19 protein-coding genes and 2 tRNA genes are annotated in these 17,767 nt (G+C 69.4%); 11 read left to right on the top strand and 10 right to left on the bottom strand.

Annotated elements, in window-relative coordinates:
- Positions 1-71, bottom strand: a tRNA-Thr gene (locus tag MKK82_RS09465).
- A 510-nt stretch (positions 72-581) separates the two neighbouring features.
- On the opposite strand from MKK82_RS09465, the gene MKK82_RS09460 reads away from it, so the two are divergent.
- Positions 582-1,910 (top strand): hypothetical protein, encoded by a 1,329-nt coding sequence (locus MKK82_RS09460; protein WP_238287123.1) that lies wholly within the window; start codon positions 582-584, stop codon positions 1,908-1,910.
- Between the two features lie 281 nt (positions 1,911-2,191).
- Positions 2,192-2,356 (top strand): hypothetical protein, encoded by a 165-nt coding sequence (locus MKK82_RS09455; RefSeq protein WP_238287125.1) that lies wholly within the window; start codon positions 2,192-2,194, stop codon positions 2,354-2,356.
- A gap of 13 nt (positions 2,357-2,369) precedes the next feature.
- Here MKK82_RS09455 and MKK82_RS09450 read toward each other — a convergent pair whose 3' ends face one another.
- The 4 genes from MKK82_RS09450 to MKK82_RS09435 form a co-directional block, all read right to left on the bottom strand.
- Entirely contained in the window at positions 2,370-2,564 is a 195-nt protein-coding gene (locus MKK82_RS09450; RefSeq protein WP_238287127.1) for a hypothetical protein, read from the bottom strand.
- A 278-nt stretch (positions 2,565-2,842) separates the two neighbouring features.
- Positions 2,843-3,208, bottom strand: coding sequence for a response regulator (locus MKK82_RS09445; protein ID WP_238287129.1), 366 nt, complete (start codon positions 3,206-3,208; stop codon positions 2,843-2,845).
- Between the two features lie 167 nt (positions 3,209-3,375).
- Positions 3,376-3,942 carry a hypoxanthine phosphoribosyltransferase gene (gene hpt / locus MKK82_RS09440; RefSeq protein WP_238287131.1) on the bottom strand — a complete coding sequence of 189 codons (567 nt, stop codon included), beginning with the start codon at positions 3,940-3,942 and terminating at the stop codon, positions 3,376-3,378.
- A 198-nt stretch (positions 3,943-4,140) separates the two neighbouring features.
- Positions 4,141-4,524 carry a hypothetical protein gene (locus MKK82_RS09435; protein WP_238287133.1) on the bottom strand — a complete coding sequence of 128 codons (384 nt, stop codon included), beginning with the start codon at positions 4,522-4,524 and terminating at the stop codon, positions 4,141-4,143.
- A gap of 335 nt (positions 4,525-4,859) precedes the next feature.
- Here MKK82_RS09435 and MKK82_RS09430 point away from each other — a divergent pair, with 335 nt between their 5' ends.
- Positions 4,860-5,735, top strand: coding sequence for a 3'(2'),5'-bisphosphate nucleotidase CysQ (locus MKK82_RS09430; protein ID WP_238287134.1), 876 nt, complete (start codon positions 4,860-4,862; stop codon positions 5,733-5,735).
- On the opposite strand, the gene MKK82_RS09425 is transcribed toward MKK82_RS09430, so the two are convergent.
- Entirely contained in the window at positions 5,716-6,252 is a 537-nt protein-coding gene (locus tag MKK82_RS09425) for a YHS domain-containing (seleno)protein (protein ID WP_238287135.1), read from the bottom strand. The genes MKK82_RS09430 and MKK82_RS09425 overlap by 20 nt on opposite strands.
- A gap of 182 nt (positions 6,253-6,434) precedes the next feature.
- On the opposite strand from MKK82_RS09425, the gene MKK82_RS09420 reads away from it, so the two are divergent.
- From MKK82_RS09420 to MKK82_RS09385, 8 genes are all read left to right on the top strand, one after another.
- The gene (locus MKK82_RS09420) at positions 6,435-7,055 is read left to right on the top strand and encodes a DUF1134 domain-containing protein (RefSeq protein ID WP_238287136.1); all 621 of its coding nucleotides are present in this window, start codon (positions 6,435-6,437) and stop codon (positions 7,053-7,055) included.
- Positions 7,056-7,149: 94 nt separating this feature from the next.
- The gene (locus MKK82_RS09415; RefSeq protein WP_243985444.1) at positions 7,150-7,884 is read left to right on the top strand and encodes a hypothetical protein; all 735 of its coding nucleotides are present in this window, start codon (positions 7,150-7,152) and stop codon (positions 7,882-7,884) included.
- Between the two features lie 144 nt (positions 7,885-8,028).
- Complete coding sequence (locus MKK82_RS09410) at positions 8,029-8,331, top strand: 3',5'-cyclic-nucleotide phosphodiesterase (RefSeq protein ID WP_238287138.1); 303 nt, start codon at positions 8,029-8,031, stop codon at positions 8,329-8,331.
- A gap of 114 nt (positions 8,332-8,445) precedes the next feature.
- Positions 8,446-8,799, top strand: coding sequence for an LPS translocon maturation chaperone LptM (gene lptM, locus MKK82_RS09405; RefSeq protein ID WP_243985443.1), 354 nt, complete (start codon positions 8,446-8,448; stop codon positions 8,797-8,799).
- Between the two features lie 151 nt (positions 8,800-8,950).
- Positions 8,951-10,219 carry a diaminopimelate decarboxylase gene (lysA, locus tag MKK82_RS09400; protein WP_238287140.1) on the top strand — a complete coding sequence of 423 codons (1,269 nt, stop codon included), beginning with the start codon at positions 8,951-8,953 and terminating at the stop codon, positions 10,217-10,219.
- On the top strand, positions 10,216-11,070 hold the full coding sequence (locus tag MKK82_RS09395) for a glycosyltransferase family 2 protein (RefSeq protein WP_243985441.1): 855 nt from the start codon (positions 10,216-10,218) through the stop codon (positions 11,068-11,070). The genes lysA and MKK82_RS09395 overlap by 4 nt, the downstream gene beginning before the upstream one ends.
- Before the next feature lie 12 nt (positions 11,071-11,082).
- A tRNA-Ser gene (locus MKK82_RS09390) sits at positions 11,083-11,174 on the top strand.
- A 462-nt stretch (positions 11,175-11,636) separates the two neighbouring features.
- On the top strand, positions 11,637-12,740 hold the full coding sequence (locus MKK82_RS09385) for a VOC family protein (RefSeq protein ID WP_243985439.1): 1,104 nt from the start codon (positions 11,637-11,639) through the stop codon (positions 12,738-12,740).
- A gap of 242 nt (positions 12,741-12,982) precedes the next feature.
- Here the strand turns inward: MKK82_RS09385 and qatD are convergent, their stop codons facing one another.
- The 4 genes from qatD to MKK82_RS09365 form a co-directional block, all read right to left on the bottom strand.
- On the bottom strand, positions 12,983-13,738 hold the full coding sequence (qatD, locus tag MKK82_RS09380; RefSeq protein WP_243985437.1) for a Qat anti-phage system TatD family nuclease QatD: 756 nt from the start codon (positions 13,736-13,738) through the stop codon (positions 12,983-12,985).
- Positions 13,735-15,042 carry a Qat anti-phage system QueC-like protein QatC gene (gene qatC / locus MKK82_RS09375; RefSeq protein ID WP_243985436.1) on the bottom strand — a complete coding sequence of 436 codons (1,308 nt, stop codon included), beginning with the start codon at positions 15,040-15,042 and terminating at the stop codon, positions 13,735-13,737. The genes qatD and qatC overlap by 4 nt, the downstream gene beginning before the upstream one ends.
- Entirely contained in the window at positions 15,039-15,635 is a 597-nt protein-coding gene (locus MKK82_RS09370) for a hypothetical protein (protein WP_243985434.1), read from the bottom strand. Before MKK82_RS09370 ends, qatC begins: the two co-directional genes overlap by 4 nt.
- Positions 15,636-15,804: 169 nt before the next feature.
- Positions 15,805-17,580, bottom strand: coding sequence for a P-loop NTPase fold protein (locus MKK82_RS09365; RefSeq protein ID WP_243985432.1), 1,776 nt, complete (start codon positions 17,578-17,580; stop codon positions 15,805-15,807).
- Positions 17,581-17,767 lie beyond the last annotated feature (187 nt).

Here is a 17,767-nt window from a genome sequence, read left to right as displayed (position 1 = left end):
GCCGGTGGAGAGGATCGAACTCCCGACCTTCGGTTTACAAAACCGCTGCACTACCGCTGTGCTACACCGGCAGGCGCTCTGAAACCATTGAAGAAATTGGCGGTTTCGGCGCTTCGAGGAGCTTTTGACTACGTTTGGGGGCGCTTCGTCAAGGCGCAAGATCCGGCCCGGTCCGCGCCCTGCCGGTCGGGATGCCTCGTGGAGGGAGCGCCCCAGGCCGGCTCCCCTGCAGATCGCGACCGGGGATCGGGCCCACGCCCGGAGGACGCGTCGACCCCGGGTCGACGGCCTAGGCTCGGCCGGTCAGAGGCCGGCGCTTCCCGTGACGGGACGGACGCGGGTTGGCACCGGAGCGGCCCGCTTCGCCGCTGCGCCCGGGCAATGGCGCCGCCACCGGCGTTCCGCTGATGATCCTGCATCCGGTGACCGGCCCGGAGGCGGCCGTGGCGGCGTCGCGGCGGGACCGGGATCCGCGATGCCGAGGCCCCGCCCGGAACGGGCCCGTCCCGGCGGATGTTGGGCTGCCGGACCTGGAGCGGCGCGGCCGGCACGATGCGCCGCCCTCCTCGGGAGCGGAGACCATGATGCGTCAGCTCGTTCGCCTCGGCCTGGTGCTCGTCTGCTGCGCCCTGCCGGCCGTCGGTGAAGCCGTCGACCCGCAGGATCCGCGATCCGCGACGGGCGAGACGGGTCGTGCGGGAGCGCTGGACGGGACGTGGATCTGGCGGCTGCCCGATACGCCGAACGGTCTGCACCCGACCCAGAGCTGGCACGCCACCGGCTCCACGCCCGACGGCGACATCTACGTCGGCGGCATGGATCATCGGACCAACGCGGCCCTCTACCGCATCGAGGCGCGGACAGGCACGCTGCGCCTCGCTGGGGATGCGCGCTCGGCCTCCGAGGCCGCCCACAATTGGCTGCCCGGCGAGACGGCGCAGAAATTCCACACCCGGCCCCTCTGGCACCACGGCAAGGTCTACGTCGCCACCATGGATCGCTCGGACCTGGACGAGGGGTACCTCGCCCGCCGCGGCTTCCATTGGTATGCCTACGACCCGGCCCACGACCGCTTCACGGATCTGAGTGCCGCCGAGCCGGGCGGGAGCGCCGTGCCGCACGGCAATCTCGTGACCCTCGCCTCCGACCCGGTCCGCAACGTCATCTACGGCGCGGGCGTGCCCACCGGTGCGATCTACCGCTACGACGTCGCGACCGGTCGCACCCAGGATCTCGGCCGTCCGGCCTCCTACGGGCAGCCCTACGTCTACACGGGGCGCGTGATGTGGGTGGACGCGCGCGGGCGGCTCTATTTCACGGCCAGCAACTGGGACGCGCCCGCGGCGCACGACCACGTGCACTTCTATGACCCGCAGACCGGCTTCGGCGAGGAACCGGGCTGGGTGCTGAAGGACGGCATGGCCCTCGAGACCGGCCAGTGTTTCGACGGGGGCCGGCACTGCGTGTTCGGGGACGACCGCGGCCATGTCTATCGCTTTGATCAGGACGCGCACACCTGGACGTATCTCGGTCAGGTGGAGACCGGTAAGGCGGCCGGCTGGAACGGCGTGGAGTTCTGGCTCTTCGCCGTGGCGCCCGACCGCACCAGGGCTTACGTCGCCACCAGCACGTCCCCGCGGCCCAGCGACGACACGGCGCTCTACGAATTCGACTTCGCCAGCGGGCAGACACGGCGGCTCTGTGCCATGGCCGATCTCGATCCGGCCCTGGCGCACAGCCACGTCCACACCGGATACGACGCCTGGGATGCCGCGGGGCGCTTCTACTTCGCCAGCTTCGGATACGGCGACAAGCCGGTCGTGCGCGTGTCCCGGATCGATCCCGCCCGCCTGAAGGCGGCCCTGGCCCGACGAGCCGCCACCAAGGCCGGCGCGGGGGCCGGCCGCTGAGCCGACCGGGTGCGCCCATCGGTCCCCTCGGCCGTGGCGCGGGGCCAGCCGCGGATCGGGATCGCGGAGGGGTCACCCGATCCGTCAGGGCTCCGGAAGCCTGTCGGCCGCCGCCCGGTCGCGCGCTGGCCAGCGCGTGGGACGCCCCCCCGGCCGGCGCAGGCGGGGTGACTGCGGCCCGTCTCACCCCGCTAGGGCCGGCTATGCGGGGAAGCCGGCTTAACGATGCCTTTACCCTACGCCCGCAGCATCGGCGGGAAACCGGAGTGCCGTGACCCGCCATGCTTGATGCCGCGTTCTGGTGGTGTGCGACCGTGGCCCTCGTCGGGTCGGCCGGGCTGGTCGCCGTGGCGCTGCTGGCGGGGCGCTCGTCCCGGTCCTATCCGGCCGGGACCAAGCTGCCCAGGGAAGAGCACCTCATGGTCCGGCACTTCGGCCGGGCTTAGCCGGCCGGACCACTCAGCCGTCATCGTCGCCGGCGTCGAGCAGCCAATCGGGCAGACCGGGGATCACCTCTCCGGCGACCTCACCGGCGCTCTTGAGGGCCCGCTCGGCCTGCGCCTCGGGGTGCTCCCCCCGAACCTCGGCAAACAACTCCCGCGCCAGCCGGTCCAGATCCTCGTCGGACAGGTTCGATTTATCCGGTTCGGTCATCGGATGCCTCCTGAAGCGCTCATCCCCGTCCCGACCGGCTCACGGCCCCGGAAGGGCTCGGATCTCGCCACCCGCAGGCCGATACGCGACGCGGTCTCCTGCCACGATGCCGGGATGAGATTAGCCGGCCGTGACGCATTCTGACTTACGGTTGTGCCGGAATAGGCCACGGAGGGCGCGAGGCGGTCCGGAACCGGTGCGTCGTCGAGGGGGCCGCCGCCAGGATCACGGAGCGTCGGCCGGGTTCGGCCCGCACGTTCCCGATCGCGGCGCGAACCTCAGGCGGCGAGCGCCCGCCTCACCGTGGCGCGCAGATCCGCCAAGGAGAACGGCTTCGTCAGCACGTCGGTGACGATGGCGTCGAGCCCGCGGGCCCGTTCACGCTGGTCGGCGAAGCCGGTCATCAGCAGGATGGTGAGGTCCGGAAAATCGCGCTTGGCGGCGAGCGCCAGCGCGATGCCGTCCATGAGCGGCATGCGGATGTCGGTGAGCATGAGGTCGAAGCCGCCGCCCGCCTCGTTGAGGCGGTCGAGCCCGTCGCTGCCATCGTTGGCGGTGACGACCGCGTGGCCGTCGATCTCGAGACCCCGCTTGAGGAAGCCCCGGACGGTTTCTTCGTCATCCACCAGGAGGATGCGCGCCATGGGGTCCCGTAAACGTCCTCGATCCTGCGAGCGTCCCGCCGTCACGGCTTCGGGCTCATGGTGAACGACTGACACCGACGGATCCGCCGCCTGTCAAGATGTCACACCGCGAAACCGCCACCTCCAGGGGATGAGGGGCGAAAATGCCGCGCCGCGGGGCATTCGGGTCACGGATCGAACAGGTCGGGGTCGCCGCTGCCGTAATCGACGACGCCCACGAAGGGCAATTGGCGAAAGGCGTGGGCCGCATCCATCCCGTAGCCGACCACGAACACGTCGGGGCAGGTGAAGCCGACGAAGTCCGCGTCGATCGTCACCGCGCGCTTGCCCGGCTTCTCGAGAAGCACGGCGGTCAGCACCCGCCGCGCGCCGCGCGCCATCAGCAGGTCCTTGGCGAAGACGACGGTCCGGCCGGATTCCAGGATGTCGTCCACGAGCAGGACGTCCCGGCCGCGCACCTCGCTCTGCACGTCGCGCAGGATCTCCACCTGCCCGGTGGAGACCGTCCCGGTGCGGTAGCTCGACAGATGTACGAACTCGACCTGCGGCGAGAGACCGACCCGGTGCAGGGCCCGGAGCAGGTCGGCCGCGAACATGAAGCTGCCCTTGAGCACCGCCACGACCAAGAGGTTGTCCGGCCGGGCGGCCAGGATCTCCTGGGCCAACTCGTCGTTGCGCTTGGCGATCACCGCCTCGTCGAACAGGGTTCGGACGCGCCGTTCAGGGATGCTCATCACACGTGTCCCGGAAGCCCGGCCGCGGGACGGGACCCGCCGCCGCGATCGGCGACGGTCTTAGCGTTCCTCGGGCGCGGGGGAAACACCGGATCCACGCGGCAAAGCCTCCGCGGCCGCAAGGCCTCGCCGCCCGTAAGGCCAAGTCGCCGGCAAGGCCAAGCCGCCGGCAAGGCCAAGCCGCCGGCGAGGCGGGCGTCAGGCCCCTGCCGCACGCTGGAAGGGACGCAGGATCCGGACGAGCCGGCCCTTGCGCGGCCCGGCCTCGTGCCTGCGTGCCGCGGCCGGGCGGGCTTCCGCGGCCGGCTCGGGGGTTCCCTCCGCCTGCCCGGGAGCTTCGTCCGTCCGGCCGGGGGCTTCCTCCGCCGGCTCGGAGTGCCGGACCTCGTCCAGGACGTCGGCCACGATGCGGGGAATCGGGCGCTGGTGTTCCTCGAGCAGGAGCGAGGCGGTCCAGAGCCGGCTGGCATTCGCCAGCGGGAGGGTTCCGCGGGTCAGGCGCTCCATCAGCATCCGGTCGGCCAGGGTCGCCGCCAGCGCGCTCACGGTCTCGAGCTGATCCTGCTGCATCGTGCTGGTCATGGTATCTTCAGTTCATGTGCATGATCAAAACAAGCGGTCTCGCGAACGTATGCGGTCAAATTTGGCGATTCTATAGCATTCGCACTTGCGAAAAGCCGGCGTTCCGCCCCGAAGCCTGACGGAGACCGGGCGGCGGACGCACGCCGCAGCGCCATGGATCACGAGAAAAGGTCCCGCCTCCCGATGACGAGCCCTGCGGCGCAGTCCGGAAGAACGGATACCTACGCGCTGCGCACGCCAGGATCCCGTCAACCCGTGTCCGACCCTCGGTCCGCATCGAAAACCGTCGACATGCTGCGCTTCGTCGGGCATTCAGAGCGATCTCGGGAGGAACCATGACGGGCGCGGCGACGATCTCGGGGCCTGAGCGCGAGCGGATCGCCGCGGTGCTGGCCGAGATCGCCTGCACGGCCGGCGAGGTGCTGCGCCGCTACCACCGAGGCCCCTGCCCTCACGCCCTGAAGGCGGACGGATCCCCGTCGAGTGCCGCCGACGTCGAGGCCGAGGACCTGATCGTCGCCGCCCTGGCAGCACGGTATCCCGGGATCGCCGTGGTTGCCGAGGAGCGCGCCCAGTCCGTCACGACGCGTCCGGCGGACCTCTTCTTCCTGGTCGACCCCCTGGACGGCACCCGCGACTTCCTGGCCGGGACGCCGGACTACTCGGTCAACATAGCCCTGGTGGCGGGCGCGCGCCCCGTGGCGGCAGCCCTCGCGGCTCCCGGGCTCGACCGGGTCTGGTGGGCCGGCGCGACGACGGTCGAGGCCCCGGTGGTTGCGGGGCGTCCCGGCACCGGGCGCCCCGTGCGGGCGCGCGCCGTTCCGGAGACCGGTCTCGTCGCCCTCGGCAGCCGGCGGCACGGCGATGCCGAGACTGCCACCTGCCTCGCCACCCTGCCCATCCGCGAGACGCGACAGGTCGGCTCCGCCCTCAAGTTCGGCCTGATCGCCGCCGGCGAGGCGGACATCTACGTGCGCTGCGGCCCGACCATGGAATGGGACACGGCGGCCGGCGATCACGTCGTGTCGGCGGCCGGGGGCTGCGTGGTCGTGCCGGGCGGCGGCCCGATCCGCTACGGGCAGGGCGGGATCGACCATCGCAACGGGCCCTTCGCGGCCCTCGGCGATCCGGCCCTGGCAGCCCGCCTCGCCCTTCCTGCCCGCGGCAGGGATGCGCCTGCGGAGTCGCAGGTCAGCGCGGCGCATCCGTGAAGGGGATGTCCTGCAGCCCGCGCAGGCCGGGCCAGGCCGCCTCCGCCTGCCCGGCGAGACCGGGGTCGGCAAGGAAGCGGGCTCGACGCCCGGCGTCCCGGAACAGGTAGAGGCGCTCGTCGATCACCGCGAAGATCAGCGGATTGGAATCCACCAGACGCCCCTCCAGGATTCCGGCCGCGTCGTAGCCGCCGAGCCGCGGCGCGTAGGTCCGGGGATCGTCGCGGAAGGCCTCGCGGTTGGCGCCGTTGGCGAAGCGCCAGACCCGCCCGCCCCAGGACAGCTCGAACCGCGCGGAGCCGGCCGCCGGTCCGCGCTCCAGGAAGTAGCTGACCGGATCGAAGCCGTTGAGCGTGAGCAGCGCGATCGGCGTCCCGGCCGGCTCCGCATGCGCCGGCAGGATCATCCCGAACGCAGCGGCGAGGGTAGCGGCTACGGCTACGGCGACGGCGAGGGCGCGCGCCGACCCGAGCCGGCGCGGCAGATCGGGTGCGGGGTCGGGACGCGTTAACCACATCTTGCGGATTCCCTCGGAAGCTGGTCCCACTCATCCGCCCGGGCCACGCTGGACAAAGGCCCGGATGGACGACAGCGCCCAGGCCGCTCCGGGCCGCGGGCGCGGTCGCGGCCGGCCGAGGGGACGAGAGCGGCACAGGTCCATCGCGCGAACCGTTAATCGAACCGGGCGAGGAGACAACGATGACGGCACCAGACGATCGCGGCACCGACCGCCGCCACCTGCTGCGCGCGGGCCTCGCCCTGGCGCTCGGCGCGCCCCTCGCGGGCCTCGGCGCCGCGGGCACCGCCCTGGCGCGCGGCGAGGATCTCGACACCCCCGAGACCTTCCGACCCGGCGAGATCGTCGAGTCGGGCCACAGGTTCTTCGGCTCGGTGTCGCGCGGCCTCGCGCTCACCGTCGAGGAGGCGGGCCGGCGCTGGGGCGAGCCGAACGGCTACATCCTCGGCCAGGAGGGCGGCGGCGCGGTGGTGGCCGGCGTCCGCTACGGCGAGGGTACGCTGTACACCCGCAACGCCGGCCAGAAGCGCATCTACTGGCAGGGTCCGTCGGTCGGCTTCGACGTGGGCGGCGACGGGGCGCGCACCATGATGCTCGTCTACAACCTGCCGAACGTGCGCGAGCTGTATCGGCGCTTCGCGGGCGTCGACGGCTCGGCCTACCTCGTGGGCGGGTTCGGCATGACCGCGGTGGTGAACGACCGGATCATCGTGGTGCCGATCCGCAGCGGCGTCGGCGCGCGGCTGGGCATCAATGTCGGCTATCTCAAGTTCACCCGGGAGCCGACCTGGAACCCCTTCTGATTGATCTACGGGATCTGATTTCACCCTGGCGGCCGACCTGGGCTAGAATGGACGCCGTCCGGGTCTTCCGGCTGCATGCACGGGCTGCTCCCTCGTGATCGAAACCGTGATGATCTTCGTGCTGGGCTTCCTGGCGGCGAGCCTGTGCGGCCTGCTGCTGCTGCCGGCCGTCAACGCGCGCGCCGCGCGCCTGGAGCGGCGGCGGGCGGAGGCACGCCTGCCCCTGTCGCCGGCCGAGATCGCCGCCGAGCGCGACTTCCTGCGCGCGCAGTTCGCCGTCCAGCAGCGCCGTCTGGAGCGCCGAGTGGAGACGGTGGAAGCCAAGCGGCAGGCCGACATGGCAGCGCTCGGGGCCGGGACGGTGCGGGCCGCCGCCCTCGCCCGCGACCTCGCGGCCCGCGAGGCCGAGATCGCCGTGGCGCAAGCCAAGACCCGGGAGCTTGAGACCGAACTCGCCCTCGCCCGCGAGGATGGCACGGCGAGCTTCGCCACGCTGCAGGCCCTCGAAGAGGCGCATGCCGACCTGATCGACAGCCTTCTGGCGATGCGGCGGGGGCCGCCGCCGACGGCCGACCTCGATGCCGCGGCCGTGGCGGCCGAGCGCGACGCCCTGCGGGCCAGCCTGCGGGCGGCCGAGGAGGCGCTGGCCCTGACGCTGGCGGACCGGCAGGCCGACAAGGCCGTGGACCGCGGCGCGGACGGACAGGCGGGCATCGAGCGGGAGAACGCGGATCTGCGCCGGCGAATCGCGGAGGTCGCCGACGCCCTCACGAATCCCGGCCGGATGCCGCGGGCTACCTATCCGGTTGCGCAACCCGAACGGGTGTGACGTCATTCCGGGTTGGAATCGGGCCGTCGCCGGGCGGCCCGGTCCGGAAGTCCGCGCCGACTGCCTTGTTTCGACCATGCAAAGGCATCATCGCAGCGCCGACTCGTCCCGCACGTTTCAACTTCCAAGATGGTACGGATACCCATGCGCCTGAAGCCGATCGTCCTCGCCATCGCGGCGGCCTTCGCCCTGACTCTGCCGGCAGCGGCCCAGCAGTCGAAGCGGGGTAACGAGACCCTGAAGAAGTACTGCACCGGCGATTACCTGACTTACTGCGGCAATCTGGCTCCCGACGACCCCGCGACCGATGCGTGCTTCCAGAAAAACTGGAAGAAGCTCAGCGAGAATTGCCGCCGGGCGATCGATGCCTACGAGGCCGAGCAGGACCAGAACGCCCCGAGCAAGGGTCGGCAGGGCTCCCAGGGCGGCAGGGAACGCCGGGGCTGAGGACCGCGCCCGTCCTGTGGCGGGCACGCGCTCGCGCCGGGGCGCGGCAACCGCTAAGGTAGCGCTTCCACCGGCCCTCGCGGGCCGGCGCCGTGCCCGCCGGACCCTCGTGCGATGCTGTCGACCCCTGCCCTGAAACTCCTGGCCGCGTCCGGCCTCGTCGCCCTCGCGGTCTCCGCTTGCGGGCGACGCGGCGCGCTGGAGCCGCCCCAGGCGTCGGTCCCCGTCGGACCCGTCGCTGCGCAGGCGGGTTCCGGCACGGTGAGCGGCCGCAGGACGCTGCCGGTCTCAGTCGGCCTGGGCGGCGGCGCATCCGAGCCGGAGGCCGCCGCGGTCCGCGCGGGCGACGAGCTCTCGGCGGCGGCGGTGCCGCCGGGCGGCACCGATGCGCCGGTGGAGACCAGCCGCGGCGCCCGACGCGGCTACCGCGTCCCGAAGGAGCCTTTCCTTCTGGACCCGCTGCTGTAGAGGGCAGGACGAAGGGCCGCCCGGCGCCGCAGGCCCGCGAGGCGCCGCGCCCGCCCGTTGAACCCGGACCGCGGAGCGCCCCCTTCGGCGCGGGGTCCGGCATTCCAGGGACAGCAGCCCGCGCCCGGGCGCGAGACGAGACACGGCCGAGATGCATCACTTCCAGTACCGCGACGGGCGCCTGCACGCCGAGGACGTCGACCTGACCGGCCTCGCCGCGGAGGTCGGCACGCCGTTCTACTGCTACAGCACCGCCACCTTGGAGCGGCACTACCGCGTGTTCGCCGAGGCGTTCGCGGGCGACGACGCGCTGGTCTGCTTCGCGATGAAGGCGAATTCGAACCAGGCCGTCCTGCGAACCCTCGCGGCCCGGGGCGCCGGCATGGACATCGTCTCGGGGGGCGAGCTGCACCGGGCGTTGGCGGCCGGGGTCGATCCCGCCAAGATCGTCTTCTCGGGCGTGGGAAAGACCGGCGCCGAGATGGAGGCGGCGCTGAAGGCCGGCATCTTCTGCTTCAATGTCGAGAGCGAGCCGGAACTCACGGCCCTGTCCGAGACGGCCATCAGCCTGGGCCTCAAGGCGCCGGTCTCGATCCGGGTGAACCCCGACGTGGACGCCGGCACGCACGCCAAGATCTCCACCGGCAAGTACGAGAACAAGTTCGGCATCCCGATCAACCGGGCGCCGGCGGTCTACGCGGCGGCGGCCGCCCTGCCGGGCCTCGCCGTGCACGGCGTCGACATGCATATCGGCAGCCAGATCACGGATCTCGCTCCCTTCGCCGACGCCGCGCGGCTGCTCGCCGACCTCGCCCGGAAGCTGATGGCGGCGGGCCATCCGCTCCGCCACATCGATTTCGGCGGCGGCCTCGGAATCCCCTACCGCGACGACAACGCCCCGCCCCCCGACCCGGCGGCGCTCGCCGCGACCCTGCGGCCCCACTTCGCACCCCTGGGCCTGCGTCCGGTCTTCGAGATCGGCCGGATGATCGCCGGCAATGCCGGGATCCTGGTGACCCGCGTGCTCTACGTGAAGCACAGCGCGGGGCGCACCTTCGTGATCGTCGACGCGGCGATGAACGACCTGATCCGCCCGACCCTGTACGAGGCCTATCACGGCCTGCGTCCCGTCATCGAGCCGGACCCCGACACCGCGCAACACGTCGTCGACGTGGTCGGCCCGGTCTGCGAGAGCGGCGACTATCTCGCCCTTAACCGCGAGATGCCCGCCGTGAAGGCCGGCGACCTGATCGCCGTCATGAGCGCGGGCGCCTACGGGGCGGTCCAGTCCTGCACCTACAACACCCGGCCGCTGGTGCCGGAGGTGCTGGTGCGGGAGGACCGCGCCGCGATCGTGCGCCCCCGCGTCGAGGTCGAGACCCTCGTGGCCCTCGACCGCGTGCCGGACTGGCTCGCGTGACCGGCGGCGTCGCGACCGGCTCGCCTTCGGGGAATCACCGGGCTGGCCGCCTGCCGCTCTCCATCTTCCTCATCGCGCACGACGAAGTGGACCGGATCGGCGCGACCATCCGGGCGGTGCGCGACCTGACCGACGACCTCGTGGTGGTCGATTCGGGCTCCACGGACGGCACGCAGGCGCTCGCCGCGTCGCTCGGCGCGCGGGTGATCCACAATCCCTGGCCGGGCTACGGCCCGCAGAAGCGCTTCGCCGAGGAGCAGTGCCGGCATGTCTGGCTCCTGAACCTCGACGCCGACGAGGTGGTGCCGGACGCGCTTGCCCGCGAGATCCGCGGCCTGTTCGCATCGGGCGAGCCGCGCCACCCGGCGTGGCGGATCGGGATCGCCGAGATCTTCCCCGGCGAGGCGCGCCCGCACCCGCTCGCCTACCGGCTGACCCCGGTGCGGCTCTACCGGAAGGACCGGGGCCGCTACGCCGCCTCGCCGGTCCACGACCGGGTCGTCCTGGAGGCGGGGGTGCGGCCCGGGCGGCTTCGGGGCGTGATCCACCATTTCTCCGTGCGCTCGCTGGGCGACCAGCTCGACAAGCTCAACCGCTACTCCGACCAGCAGGCGGACGATCTGGAGGCGCGGGGAGTCGTGATTCCGACGTGGCGGGTCTTCGTCGAGCTGCCGGGCAACTTCCTCAAGGCCTATCTCGGCCGGCGCCATGCCGTGCGCGGCACCTACGGCTTCCTGACCGCAATGAACTACGCGATCTCGCGCCACCTGCGCGTCGCCAAGCACGTCGAGCGCCGCCGCCTCGCCGCCACCCACCGGGATCGGGTTGACCCGCCCGATCCGACCTTCTAGAGCCAGAGCGCCGGAGACGTGGCCGAGCGGCTGAAGGCACTCGTTTGCTAAATGAGCATACCCAGAAATGGGTATCGAGGGTTCGAATCCCTCCGTCTCCGCCATCTACCCCAAGTCGCTGTAAGCCATTGGCAAATAAGCGGCTTTTTCTTTGCCAAAATCGTATATGACCCCGATTTGACCCCAAGATCGAAGCCTGTGGAAATTCCCTGGCCGGCTACAGCCGGCGACCGTCCAAGCGCGTGGTCGAGCCGTCCGGCCTAGCGAGTCGCTTTCGGCTGGAGGGATACGGTATGCCGGGCTGCGGCTACGACGGTTCCGCCCGCAACTTTCGTCTTCCGGTCGCCCGATTTTCTATCCTCGGCAACGCCCGATGGCATCACGAAGAGCGGTGCTGTCACCGACCTGGCACGACCATGTCGGTCGCCTAGCCGGCCATCCGTTCGCGCCTCGCATCGACGAACCGGGGCAGCGTTGCGGCCGCGACCCTCGCCACCTACATTGCGTCGATGCCAACCAGGTGGTTCACTGATGCCGCGGCTGCCGGGCCGACATCAATCCGTCCCGTGTTCACCGAGTTCGAGGAATCGCATTTATCCGCGATCAAGGAATTCGCTCGCAACGCGGCGAACCGCAGATGGGAAAATCTGCGTTGCCTCGATGCGGCGGGAACACGCATGCACGACATGTCGTGCGGGCTTGGAGGTGTCGTCATCACGGACACGATGAAGTCCGTCATGAGGGCTGGTGAGGGCGCTCGCTTCTGGCACAACCACCCCTCCCAAGATTCGCTGAGCCACCACGATTGGATCTGCGCCGGGTCCTGCCCAGACGTCGAGATACTCGCAACGAACGAGCGCGGATCAATCTTCGTCGGGCGCATCCCTGCGTGGGACGACAGGCTACGTCATGTATTAAAGGAGTTTCCCCGGCTTTCCGGAGATTTAGCGCTTCATCTCGACACCTTGGCCAAGGAAGCAGGTCTCGACTTTGACAACATCTACGCGTTGGGGAGCTTCACGGGGCACGTACAAAATTTGGCTTTGGCCGAGTGCCTGGCTCCATCGGACGTGCTCGCATATGGATATTGCCTCGTTCAGCAAGATCAGGCAGTCGTCGATGCCTGCTCCCGGCTTGGCATTATCGCTTCGGGAATTGGGTATGCCCGCTCGGCGATCCAGGGACTGCTTGCCGGAGCGCCGGCACCGACCGCATCCAACCCCCGCCTCGTTGGTGTGAACCACGTCGCGCTGGAGGTCGGCGACATCGAGGCGGCGCTCCATTTCTATGGCGCCGTGTTCTCGTTCGAGCTCCGCGGGCGGCACGCCGGGGATGCCGAGCAGCCGCCCATGGCCTTCCTCGACATGGGCGACCAGTTCATCGCCTTGATCGCCGGGCGCGAGCCGCCGGAGGACGTCAACCGGCATTTCGGGCTTGTCGTCGACGACCGCAGCCAGGTCATGGCACTGGCCGAGGCGGCCGGCGCGAAGATCCTCGACCGCCCCTTCAACTTCGTTGATCCTTGGGGCAACCTCGTTGAGGTCGTTGCCTATCGCGATGTCCAGTTCTCGAAGACCGCTGAGGTTCTCCGCGGCATGGGCCTCGACCTGGACAAAAGCGATGAGGCTCGCGATGAATTGCGACGGAAGCTGGCGCGAGGTGGTAGTTGAGCACGGCTGAAGGAGCCCTGCATATCTCCTCGCGAACGGTCCGGACAGAGACCCAAGCCTACTTCTCTCACGCCTGCGCTCGCAGGCGGTCCACGGCCGGAAAGAGCTCTGCCCTGTAATACATTGATGCATGCTCCCAGCGATGCTCGGGACATCATGCTGTCCAGGGCGTGAAGAAGCGATCACGGACGACGAGAGTGCAGTGATCGACCCCTAAGCCGTATCCAAAGACCGCCAGTCCTTTAGACGAACTGCCGCAATGTGTTGAAAGCCTGTGCAGTCAAATGCCGTAGATTGGCCGCCATCTGGCTTCTGACCTCGTCCGCCGGCACCTTCCATGCCGAGGAAAGCGCTTCCAACATGCCGAATACGTCAGGGGGCCTGAGTGGCCGCCCGTTGTCCTGCGCGAACGGCCCGTCGGTCTCCGTGAGGACCCGATCTCGCGGAAGGTTTGCGAGCAGTGCGCGTCCCTTCTCAGAGCGTGACATTGGCAGCCCGACCGAAAACCAGCAGCCCTGATCGACCGCGCGACGCAACTGGGCCTGGCTGCCGGAGAACCAATGCAGGATAGCCGTTCCGGCATTTGGTTCGGCGCGAAGGCAATTGAGAACCTCGTCGGGAGCGCGCCGGCTGTGGATCGACAGGATACGTCCACCCTCCCGCGAGGCGAACTTCAAGACGGTTTTGAACACCTTGCGCTGGATGTCCGCGTGCGGCTTGAGGTCGGGGGAGCCATCCAGCCCGACCTCACCCACGTACCGCGTCTGCGGTAGCAGAGCCTCGAACAACGGAAGCTCGGCATGCCGCTCGTGCGCAAGCTCTGGATGCAAGCCGAGGGCAGTCCTGATCCGCGTGCAATCCTTTGCCAGGGCTGAGGTCCGGCGCCAAGCCTTCGGCGTCGTCGTCACCGACAGGACGTAGATGCGGGCCTCGTCCGCCTGTCGCACCACCATCTCGGGATCTGGGTAGAGGTCGAGATGGCAGTGGAAGTCGATCACGGCAGACCGCTGGCTCTCAGGAATCCTCGGAGTTCATCGATACCATGGCGGAAGACGTCGACATAGGCAGAGCGCTCTCCGGGGTCCGGCGGGAGGGGGCCGGCCTGGAGCAGCCAAGCCTCCATGTCGGCACCTTCGGACCGACCAATGGCGCGCATGACCGACACGAGGTCGTCGCGGTGCCTCATATCAACCAACACCTCGCGGAGATCCTCCGAACGATAGTGCGTCGCATCGTTGAGCCCGGCCGCGAAGAACGAAGCGCGCCTGATCAGGCAGGGAACGCAGCGGCCGCATTGGATGCCATCACGCTTCCACTTGCCGCACGAGACCGTCTTCGCGGCGAGTTCTGAGAATGTCTCGTCGGCAGCGTAACGCCGCACCATCATGCCCTTCGTCTGGTGGCGAAGCGGATTGACGAGCCGTGCCGGCAGGCCGACCGCCTGCACGATGGCTTGGATCTCAGACAGGAAATGTGGATGCGTCGTGCGGGTGCTGTGCGATCCGAAACGCCGAGGCGTCAGCGGCGGGTTGAGCGCGATGTGGCCGTTCTCTGGGATGCAGAGGTCGATCAAGCCGCCACCACGCCACTGCGAGATGGCCGTCGCCGCTGCGACACCGTAGGCCATGAAGTTGAAGCTCCTCGTCCGCATGCTGACGTCGCTTGCGCCACTCCAGGTCGGGTGCGCGTTGGCCGCGAACCGCTCGCAGGCCAAGGGCAACTTCCGCATCAGCCGATTCTGATACTGGCTGTCCTTCGGGTAGGAGTGGCTCACTAGAAGGGGGCGAATGCCCTGCCCGATCAGGTCAAGGGCGCCGACGTAGCTGTCGAGGCCGCCGGAGAACAGGCAGGCGCAATCGGCCCGCGAGAGGTCGATGCGACGACGACGCCGCGTGATGACGTTCTGACCGAGAGGTTGGGGACCGTCCGACCCGAGAACCAAGGTCCACCTGTCGCCGCTGAGGAAGTTCAGGGCCCCCTCCAACCGACGCACGACAGGCGCCCACGGTGTCGGTTCGATGAGCGGGACGTGCAGTTCGAGATTGCGACACCAGCGGTCATGCGTGCCACCGCGGGGCACGAAGGTGTCCGCCGCCGTTACCGCCAGCGCCAACGTCAGGAGGTCGAACGCGTCGCTTCGCAGGCCGAAGCCGAACCGGCTGGTCGCGTCCAGCAACTGGTAGCCGATCCGCGCGACGCCGTCCGGCATCCGTCCTGCGCCATAGAGGACGACGTGAACTTCATCGTCGTCCCTCCGGTCCGGGACGTCCTCGACATCTCCGTGGTAGACGATCCTCGTCATTCGTATGCCTCCCACTCCCGCCAGACTTCGTTCATCGCCTCACGCTGGAGGCGCTCGACTTGGGGTCGGCTTAGGTTCCCGACGCCGCCTGCAAGGGCGGGCCCGAGATGCCGGTCCATGGCGACCTTGATCAGGTCGAAGAGCTCGTTCTCGGCCTGGATGGTCCGGTCCCCGGAAGGCGCCTTATTCCAGGCCGACCCGGCGTCCTCCGCGACCTGTCGGAACAGGACGCGAGCAAGGAAATCGACCAGGATGGCGATGACCTGGTCGGCCGTCATGGCCGCGGGGTCGAAGATCTCGACGTCGGGCAGGACCTCAGCGATGGCCTCGTGGATGGCGACGCGGACGCGCTCGGCGTCCTCGTTCTCGGGCGTCAAGACCCGCGCGATTTCCTGGGCCGCGTAGCCGACAGTGCGCCCCACCAACCCCGAGAGGTCGATGCCCGCGAACGCCGCGCCGTCGCCGCCGGCCCGCATGTCTCCGAGCAAGCCGAACAGGCTACCGCCAGCGGCATAGGCCGGACCGAAACGTCTCGGGCCAATCCCGGACCCGCCGGTGGACGTCCGCGCGTAGTGGCCGAGCGCGGATCTCACCGTCCCGCGGCCGCCGCCTTCGCAGAAGCGCCCGAACTCGGCCCGGAACGTGCGGAATCGATTTCCGACAGGCGCCGGCAGGGGGAGCGTCGGGTCGGTGTCCGCATGTGGCGGGACGAGCGAGGCGCGGGGCGAGGTCCCGCGCGCGGATGACGAGGTTCCCATCGGATTAAGCCTTCGCCCAGGTCTTGCCGTTGAGCATCGTCGACATCCACGGCGGCCGACGCGGCAGGTCGAGCGCGCGGATGAAGCGGGACAGGGTCGTCGCCGCGCCCTGCGACGCGTCGGCCAGGTAGACCGCGCCGCGGAAGTCGTCCCGGGACCGCATCCAATCTGCGTTGCGCCGCATGTCGCGCACGAGCGCATCCATCATCGCGACATGCTCGCTCGAATCGACCGCTTCGAGGGCACTGCGTGCGGCCGGCGAGTTGAGCGTGCGTATCGCCCGCAGCACCTCCACCGCCTGAAGCGCTGCCGGCGAGAGCAGCGTCGCCACAGTCCTTACGGGCACCGTCTCGCGCGCCAGGTAAACCGCCGGCCGGAGGTCGTAGCCGCCGAGCTTGGGCTCCAGGCCGACCCAATCCCGGACGAAGGTTAGGTGCGGTTTCATCGCCTGCGGGAGGGTCTGCTCGAAGTCGGCGTCGTTCCCGTCCATCGACTCGATGGCCGTGAGTAGTTCAGGTTTGCCGCTTCCGGCGTTGATGGCGTCGTGCAGGGCGTCGACCGCGCTCGACGACGTGCACCTCTCGAAAAGGGCGAGCTTGGCGATGACCGCCTCGTCGATGGGCATCTCGCGTTTGCGCGCGATGGACGCCCTCATCCGCACCACGTTCAAGAGGCGCTTGATGATCCTCGGGTTGCCCTTGACGTTCGCCGAATAGGCAAGGAGCGGCGCCATGCGGTCGGCGAGGTCCAGTGTCCGCCGCAGCGGGTCAGGATCGCTCGGATCGAGCACGCCCAGGACTTGGTCGACGCTGAAATCCGCGTCGGGCTTCCAAACCTGCCGCAACTGATCGACCAGATAGGCCCGCAGCGCCTCAAGCTTCTCGCCCTCGACGCCCGCCGCCTCGGCGAATAGCAGCAGCATGTAGGCCCTGACCTCCTGGACGCCGAGCCGCGGCACCCTCACGGGCACCTGGATCAGCTTGTCGAGGTAGTCCTGGACGAGACGCTCGGACGGGTTCTTGAAGTACGATGAGACGGCGTGACGGACCATGTCCTCGTCGGCGGCGACCACGAACGCGGTGCGGGGCAAGAAGAGGAAAAGCCTGATGGCCTCCAACGTGTGAATCGCGTTCGGCGGCGTGCAACGGTCCAGGTTGTCGATGACGACGACCAGTGTCTTCTCGATGCCCTTCAGGAGCTCGCCGAACTCCTTCCTGAAGGCGGTGATCTCCTCAGGTGGGCTGTGCTTCTCCGCCTCCCTGAGGAGGCCCTTGCCCTTCTCCTTGACCTCGCCGGCGGCCTTGCCCATGGCCTCGTAGTCCTCGTCGTCGGCCGTGCCGGTCAGGAGGTCGCCGAGCCCTTCCATCCCCTTCCTAAGGAGACCGAAGGTCGGCACGCCGGCCGCAGCGGCCCCGCCTTCCGCAAGAAGGCCGAGGGCGCGCAGCTTGTTGACGCGGCCCAGGAACGACTTAGCCTTGGCCTTAAACCCCTCGGGCGCCTCGTCGTGGAGCGCCTTGGCGATCACGGACATCAGCGCGCCGCGCGCGTCGTCGAAATCCTGGTAGAGCCAAGCGTCGAAGTCGATGAACAGGTAGTCGTCCGGCGAGCCGTGCAGCTCCTTCTTGACGAGCCGAAGCACCGTCGACTTGCCGGTTCCCCAGGTTCCGAAGATGCCCAGCGAGAGGGGAAGGAGGCGCTTGCTTCCCACCATCTCGGCGACCAGTTCCGCGACCTCGGAATAGTTCAGGTAGTCGATGTCGGTGTCGGTATCGGCCCACATAGGGTTCTCCGCGGGCAAGGGACGGTCTCGGCCACGCCCGCCCGGCGTGTCAAAAGGCGTTGGAACGGGACCCCGGATCGGCATGCAATTGGGACCCCTTCGCAAGCTAGGTGCGGTGCGGCTGAGCTGATCCGACGTCCAGCTTTCGCGGCGTAGGCGCTGGCCTCAGACGCGGTTCTTGAAGCGC

This window comes from Methylobacterium sp. E-046, assembly GCF_022829625.1.
Classification (GTDB): Bacteria; Pseudomonadota; Alphaproteobacteria; order Rhizobiales; family Beijerinckiaceae; genus Methylobacterium; species Methylobacterium longum.
This window is presented reverse-complemented; position numbering and strand designations above follow the sequence as displayed.

What these genes read in the sequence shown, in the direction of transcription:
- MKK82_RS09460 (WP_238287123.1), top strand. Translation starts at nt 582, where the DNA reads ATGATGCGTCAGCTCGTTCGCCTCGGCCTGGTGCTCGTCTGCTGCGCC.
- MKK82_RS09455 (WP_238287125.1), top strand. Translation starts at nt 2,192, where the DNA reads ATGCTTGATGCCGCGTTCTGGTGGTGTGCGACCGTGGCCCTCGTCGGG.
- MKK82_RS09450 (WP_238287127.1), bottom strand. Translation starts at nt 2,564, where the DNA reads ATGACCGAACCGGATAAATCGAACCTGTCCGACGAGGATCTGGACCGG.
- MKK82_RS09445 (WP_238287129.1), bottom strand. Translation starts at nt 3,208, where the DNA reads ATGGCGCGCATCCTCCTGGTGGATGACGAAGAAACCGTCCGGGGCTTC.
- hpt (WP_238287131.1), bottom strand. Translation starts at nt 3,942, where the DNA reads ATGAGCATCCCTGAACGGCGCGTCCGAACCCTGTTCGACGAGGCGGTG.
- MKK82_RS09435 (WP_238287133.1), bottom strand. Translation starts at nt 4,524, where the DNA reads ATGACCAGCACGATGCAGCAGGATCAGCTCGAGACCGTGAGCGCGCTG.
- MKK82_RS09430 (WP_238287134.1), top strand. Translation starts at nt 4,860, where the DNA reads ATGACGGGCGCGGCGACGATCTCGGGGCCTGAGCGCGAGCGGATCGCC.
- MKK82_RS09425 (WP_238287135.1), bottom strand. Translation starts at nt 6,252, where the DNA reads ATGTGGTTAACGCGTCCCGACCCCGCACCCGATCTGCCGCGCCGGCTC.
- MKK82_RS09420 (WP_238287136.1), top strand. Translation starts at nt 6,435, where the DNA reads ATGACGGCACCAGACGATCGCGGCACCGACCGCCGCCACCTGCTGCGC.
- MKK82_RS09410 (WP_238287138.1), top strand. Translation starts at nt 8,029, where the DNA reads ATGCGCCTGAAGCCGATCGTCCTCGCCATCGCGGCGGCCTTCGCCCTG.
- lptM (WP_243985443.1), top strand. Translation starts at nt 8,446, where the DNA reads ATGCTGTCGACCCCTGCCCTGAAACTCCTGGCCGCGTCCGGCCTCGTC.
- lysA (WP_238287140.1), top strand. Translation starts at nt 8,951, where the DNA reads ATGCATCACTTCCAGTACCGCGACGGGCGCCTGCACGCCGAGGACGTC.
- qatC (WP_243985436.1), bottom strand. Translation starts at nt 15,042, where the DNA reads ATGACGAGGATCGTCTACCACGGAGATGTCGAGGACGTCCCGGACCGG.
- MKK82_RS09365 (WP_243985432.1), bottom strand. Translation starts at nt 17,580, where the DNA reads ATGTGGGCCGATACCGACACCGACATCGACTACCTGAACTATTCCGAG.